The sequence below is a fragment of the Candidatus Shikimatogenerans silvanidophilus genome (assembly GCF_018200315.1).
Classification (GTDB): Bacteria; Bacteroidota; Bacteroidia; order Flavobacteriales; family Blattabacteriaceae; genus Shikimatogenerans_A; species Shikimatogenerans_A silvanidophilus.
The window spans coordinates 1-6484 of sequence record NZ_JADFUB010000012.1 but is presented as its reverse complement, the minus strand read 5'-3'; the positions used below and the strand labels follow the sequence as shown (position 1 = coordinate 6484).

Annotated in this window: 4 protein-coding genes; 3 read left to right on the top strand and 1 reads right to left on the bottom strand. The window is 16.1% G+C overall.

The genetic code is table 11. The annotated features are described in order from the left end of the window. Positions 1 to 164: 164 nt before the first annotated feature. Positions 165 to 3542 carry an isoleucine--tRNA ligase gene (gene ileS, locus KHQ18_RS01585; protein WP_212113381.1) on the bottom strand — a complete coding sequence of 1126 codons (3378 nt, stop codon included), beginning with the start codon at positions 3540 to 3542 and terminating at the stop codon, positions 165 to 167. Positions 3543 to 3612: 70 nt separating this feature from the next. Between ileS and KHQ18_RS01580 the strand changes: the two genes are divergently transcribed. The 3 genes from KHQ18_RS01580 to mutL form a co-directional block, all read left to right on the top strand. Further along, positions 3613 to 4464 carry a thiamine pyrophosphate-dependent enzyme gene (locus KHQ18_RS01580; RefSeq protein WP_212113380.1) on the top strand — a complete coding sequence of 284 codons (852 nt, stop codon included), beginning with the start codon at positions 3613 to 3615 and terminating at the stop codon, positions 4462 to 4464. A 139-nt stretch (positions 4465 to 4603) separates the two neighbouring features. Beyond that, a complete protein-coding gene (locus KHQ18_RS01575; RefSeq protein WP_212113379.1) occupies positions 4604 to 5155 on the top strand; it encodes a tetratricopeptide repeat protein in 552 nt (183 codons plus the stop codon). Then, a partial coding sequence (mutL, locus tag KHQ18_RS01570) for a DNA mismatch repair endonuclease MutL (RefSeq protein WP_212113378.1) occupies positions 5155 to 6484 on the top strand: 1330 nt, incomplete at its 3' end. The genes KHQ18_RS01575 and mutL, both read left to right, overlap by 1 nt.

The window sequence follows — 6484 nt, the reverse complement described above, 5'->3', positions numbered from 1 at the left end:
AAACAAAGTCGTCCTCTCTAGTATATGCAAATTCACGTCACAAACTTGTGATATATGAGTGGGTGGTTGTAAAATAAACTGCAAAGGAAAAGAGCGAGGTGTACGATATGCTATTTAGAAAAAAAAAAACATAAAATAAATAATATTATTTTTTTAAAAATATATTAAATTTTTTTAATAAAAATTCCTATTTTATTATTATCTATTTTAATTTTTTTATAATTTAATTTTTTTTTAAAAAAAATTTGTTTTACTAATAATTCTTTAAAAATTAATTTTTTATTATTTTTAATTATATACTCAATTTTATTTGAAGAATATATATATAATATAATTCTTTCTGTAATGTGTAATCTTTCTTTTTTTCTTAAAAATTGTATTTTTCTTATAAAATCTCTTATAAAACCTTCTTGTATTAAATTATTATCTAAATTAATATCTATTGCTACTGTTATTTCTTTGTAATTTTTTACTGACCAATTTTTTATATTTTTATTTTCAATTATTACTTCATTTAAAAAAATAGTAATTTTTTTTTTTTCTAAAAAAAAATTATAATATCCTTTTTTTTCAATTTTTTTTATTTCTTCTTGTGTAAATTTTCTTAATATTTTTTCTATATCTTTTATATAATAAGTAAATTTTGGTCCTAAAATTTTATAATTTGGTTTAATATTTTTTACTGTTATTTCTAATTTATCATATTCTTCTTTTTTTAATAAATATATATTTTTAATATTTACTTCTTTTTTTAATAAATTTAAAGAATAAAAATCAATATTTTTTTTATTATTACTATTTATCAAAATAAATGCTTTTTTTAATGGTTTTCTAACTTTAATTTTTTCTTTTTTTCTAATAGAAAGAATCATTGATGTTAGTTTTCTTATTAAAGAAAATTTTTTATTTAAATTTTCATTAATTAATGAATTATTATATCTAGGATAAAATGATAAATGAACACTATCAAATTTATTTTTTGTATTAATAGGATTTGATAAATCTAAATATAATTTTTCCATATAAAATGGAGCTATTGGAGAAGAAATTTTTGTAATTGTTATTAAACACTTATATAAAGTTTGATATGCAGATATTTTTTCTTCATTATATTTTGATTTCCAAAATATTCTTCTAGATAATCTTATATACCAATTACTTAATTTATTAATTACAAAATTTTCTATTTTTTTTACTATTTTTGTAATATTATATTCTTCATAATATTTTTTTGAATTTTTAATTAATAAATTTAATTCAGACAAAATCCATTTATCTAATTCATTTATTTTTAAAATATCTTTTTCAAGATAAATAAATTTATCTATATTTGCATATGTAGAAAAGAAAATATATACATTATGTAATGTACCAAAAAATTTTTGTATTTTTTTAAAATCTTCTATATTAAATTTAATATTTTCCCAAGGATTAGAATTAGAAACCATATACCATCTTATTACATCAGATCCATATTCTTCTATAATTTTAAAAGGATCTATTATATTTCCTTTTGTTTTTGACATTTTTTTACCTTGTTTATCTAAAATTAATCCTATTGGTAAAACATTTTTATATGATATTTTTTTAAATAAAATAGAAGAAATAATATGAAGAGTATAAAACCATCCTCTTGTTTGATCAATTCCTTCTGAAATAAAATCTGATGTAAAAAAATTTTTTATATTTTTATTATTTTCAAAAGGATAATGTAAAGAAGCATAAGGCATTGCTCCAGATTCAAACCAAACATCTATAACATCATTTTCTCTTATCATTTTTTCACCAGAATTAGAACAAAGGATTATATCATCTAATATATGTCTATGTAAATCAATTTTTTTATAATTTTCATTACTCATATCTCCTATAACAAAATTTTTAAAAGGATTTTTTTTCATAAATCCTGCTTTTATAGATTTATTAATTTCATTAATTAACATTTCTATAGAATTAATAAAAATTTTTTCATTTTTTTTGCTTTTCCAAAATGGAATTGGTGTTCCCCAATATCTAGATCTAGATAAATTCCAATTTTTAATATTTTTTATCCAATAAAAAAATTTTTTTCCTTTAAAATTAGGAATCCAATTTATTTTATTATTTAATGATATTATATCTTTCTTAAACTTTTTTGTTTTAATAATCCATGAATTAATTGGATAATAAATAATTGGTTTTGCAGTTCTCCAACAATGTGGATAAGAATGATTATATTTTTTAATATCAAAAATCTTATTTTCTTTTTTTAAAAGAATAGAAATTTCTTTATCTACATCAAAATTTTGTTCTAAATCAAATTCTTTTTTTATATATTTTCCAGAAAAAGGACTTGGTAAAATATCTATATATTTTCCATTTTTATCAACAATTGGAGTTATTTTTTTTTTATGTTTAACTAACATTAAAGATATTTTATTTTTTTTAGATAAAATAAAATCTTCAATACCAAAAGTAGGAGAAATATGAATAATTCCAGTTCCTTCTTTAGGATTTACAAATTCACTATCAACTATTTTAAAATCATTTTTATTTTTATTTATTGGAAATACCCATTTTAATATTGGTTTATATTCACATCCAATTAAATATTTTCCTTTAAATAATAAAATAATAGTATAAGGTATTTTTTTATCTTTAATTAAAAAATTTTCTTTTTTTTCATTTTTTACTTTAAAATATTTTTTTTTATAAAAAATATTTTTTATTGATTCTTCTGATATAATTACATAAATTAATTTTAAATTATATGGATTATACGTTTTAATTAAAACATATATTAAATTTTTACAAACTGCTAACGCAGTATTAGAAGGAATTGTCCAAGGAGTAGTAGTCCAAGATAAAAAATAAATTTTTTCTTTAATTTTATTTAAATTTTTTTTAAAAGATTTTTTTTTTAATTCAAATTGTACTGTAATACTTAAATCTGTTATATTTTTATAACATTCTGGAAAATTTAACTCATTAAAACTTAATCCTGTACCAGCAGAAGGAGAATAAGGAGTAACTATATAATCTTTATATAAAGATTTTTTTTTATATAAAATTTCTAATATCCACCATAAACTTTCCATATATTTAGAACTATATGTAATGTAATAATTTTTTTTATCTATAAAAAAACCAAGTTTATTAAATAAATTTTTCCATTTTTTTAAATTTTTATTTACAAAATTTTTACATTTTTCATTATAATTTTTAATACTAATTTTTTTTCCAATATCTTCTTTTTTTATATTTAATTTTTTTTCTACAATCAATTCTATAGGCAATCCATGAGTATCCCATCCTGATTTTCTATAACTATTTTTACCATTTAGTGTTTGATATCTACAAAAAATATCTTTTATAGTACCAGATATTACGTGATGTATTCCTGGTGATCCATTTAAAGATGGAGGACCTTCAAATATAATAAATTTTGAATTTTTTTTTCTAGATAAATAAATTTTTTCAAAAATTTTATTTTTTTCCCAATAATCTTCAATTTCTTTATTTATTAAAGATAATTTTAATTTCTTATATTCTTTAAATGACATATTTAATTTTTATACATATTTAATTTTTATTAAATTTATAAAATTTTAATTAATATATTAAAAATAATAAATGAATTTAAAAGAAATTAAATGGTGTACTGGTTGTGGAAATTATTCTATTTTAAATCAAATAGAAAAAGTTTTGCCTAATTTTGGTATAAAGAAAGAAAATATTGTATTTGTTTCTGGAATAGGTTGTTCTTCAAGATTGCCTTATTATACAAAATATTTTGGTATTCATGGAATACATGGTAGAGCAACTTCTATAGCAATAGGAATAAAATTATCTAATCCAAATTTAAGTGTTTGGGTTATTACAGGTGATGGTGATGGACTATCTATAGGAGGAAATCATCTTATGCATGCATTAAGAAGAAATATAGATATTAATATTTTATTATTTAATAATGAAGTTTATGCATTAACAAAAGGACAAGCTTCTCCAACTACTAAAAAAAATTTTAAAAATAAATATGATAATTATAATCCTATTAATACATTATTATTTGCTTTAGGATGTAATGCTACATTTATTGCAAGATCAATTGATAGAAATCCAAAACATTTAAGAAAAATGTTATATGAATGTTTTATTCATAAAGGAACTTCATTTTTAGAAATATATCAAAATTGTAATATATTTAATAATAATGCTTTTAATTATATTGAAAATAAAAAAAAAGAAAAAATTATTTTTATAGAAGAAAAAAAACCATTATTTTTTGGTAAAAAAAAAGCAATAATTCTTAATAATTATAAACCATATATTATTAATAATATTAATATTAATAATAATATAAATAATATATGGATTCATGATAAAAAAAATTTTAAAAAATCATTTTTATTATCTAATTTTTTTTATGAAAATAAAATGAAAAATTTTCCATGTCCATTTGGAATTATATATAAAAAATATTAATTTTAAAATTATTATGAATTTTTTTGTTAGAAAAAATTTTTTTTTTATAAAAAAAAAATATAAATATATTTATTTAATTTTTATTTTTATAATTTTTTTATTTTTTTATTCAAAATATTACATTTTTTATAATCAAAAAATGTTATTAAAATCATTTTTTTATACTAAAAATTTTTATTTTTTAAAAGGATATTTAAAAGAAACTGTAGATGAAAATTATTATAAAAATTATAAAAAACATTCTTATTTAACATTTAAATTTATTTCAAAAAAATATCCATTTACAAAAATTGGAAATCTATCTAATTATTATACAGGTATTGTTTATTTTAAACTAGGAAAGTATAAAAAATCTATTAAGTATTTAAAAAAATTTAAAACAAATAGTAAAACAATTTTTTCAATTAAATATAGCATTATTGCTGATTCTTATTTTAAATTAAAAAAATATAATAAAGCAATTAAATATTATTTACTTTCTTCATCAAAAAAAAATTTTTATTCTACTTTATTTTATTATAGATTAGCATTTATTTTTCTTTTTAAAAAAGATTATAAAAACTCTTATAAATATTTATTAAAAATAAAAAAATTACAACAAAAAAAAGGTTATTATCATGTAATAGATAATAAAAAATTAAAAAAATATTTAACATTAACAAAAATTAAAAATTATTATTATTTACAATAATGATTAAATTGTTACCAGAAAAAATAATAAGTAAAATAGCAGCAGGAGAATTAATTCAAAGACCATGTTTTGTTTTAAAAGAATTATTAGAAAATTCTATAGATGCAAAAGCTAAAAACATTACTGTTATAATAGAAAATCATGGTAAAAAATTAATTAAAGTAATAGATGATGGAATAGGAATGAGTATAAATGACGCTAAAATAAGTTTTAAAAGATTTACTACTTCTAAAATTAATAATATAAAGGATCTTTATAATATTACAACAAATGGTTTCCGTGGAGAAGCTTTATATTCTATATCTTCTATATCTGAAATGGAAATTAAAACAAAAACAAAAATGATGGATATAGGAATTCATCTTTTTATTAAAAATAATAATATTATAAAAAAAAAATTTATTTCTATTAATGAAGGAACAATTGTATCTGTAAAAAATATTTTTTTTAATTTACCAGTTAGAAAAAATTTTTTAGAAAAATCAAAAAAAGAATTCAATTACATTATTAATGAATTTTATAAAATATCTTTAATTTATTTTAACATCGGTTTTAAATTTTATAATAATAAAAAAATTATTTTTAATCTTCCACCATCTTCTTTAGAAGAAAGAATTTTTATTTTTTATGGAAAAAAAAAAAAAGATTTTATTTTTTTTAAAAAAAAAGAAAAAAAAATATCATTTTTTGGATATATTTCTAAACCAATTTATAAACATAATTTATTAAATAAAGAAAATAAAAAAATACAAATGTTATTTTTTAATAACAGATTTTTTAAAAATATAAAAATAAAAAAAATTATTTATTCATTATATAATATTTTATTTAAAAACTTTAATTTTTCTTATTTTATTTTTTTTTATTCTAAACCAAAATTTATTAATTATAATATTAATCCTTTAAAAACAAAAATAGAAATACATAAAGATTTAAATATTTATTTATTATTAAAAGAAGAAATAAAAAATATTATTGGAAAATATAATATATTTTTTAATGAAAATTGTAATGAAAAAATTAATAATCCATTTTTTATTTATAGTAAAAATAATTATTTAATTAAACAAAATATAGAAAAAAATTTTAAAAAAATTAATAATATTCAATTATTTGATTTTTTTATAAAAAAAAATTTATATTTTTTTTTACAATATAAAAAATATTTAATATCTAATTATAAAGATAAAATTATTTTTTTTAATTTAGATAGATTAAATAAAAGAATTTTATATGATTCTTTAACAAGAATGTCACGTGCATTTAATACAGTTTCTCCATCATCTGGAAAAGTATTATCTGGTGGAATAGATTCTAATGCTATGCATA

Excerpts from the sequence above, each read along its gene's own strand:
- ileS (WP_212113381.1), bottom strand. The coding sequence starts at position 3,542 with ATGTCATTTAAAGAATATAAGAAATTAAAATTATCTTTAATAAATAAA.
- KHQ18_RS01580 (WP_212113380.1), top strand. The coding sequence starts at position 3,613 with ATGAATTTAAAAGAAATTAAATGGTGTACTGGTTGTGGAAATTATTCT.
- KHQ18_RS01575 (WP_212113379.1), top strand. The coding sequence starts at position 4,604 with ATGTTATTAAAATCATTTTTTTATACTAAAAATTTTTATTTTTTAAAA.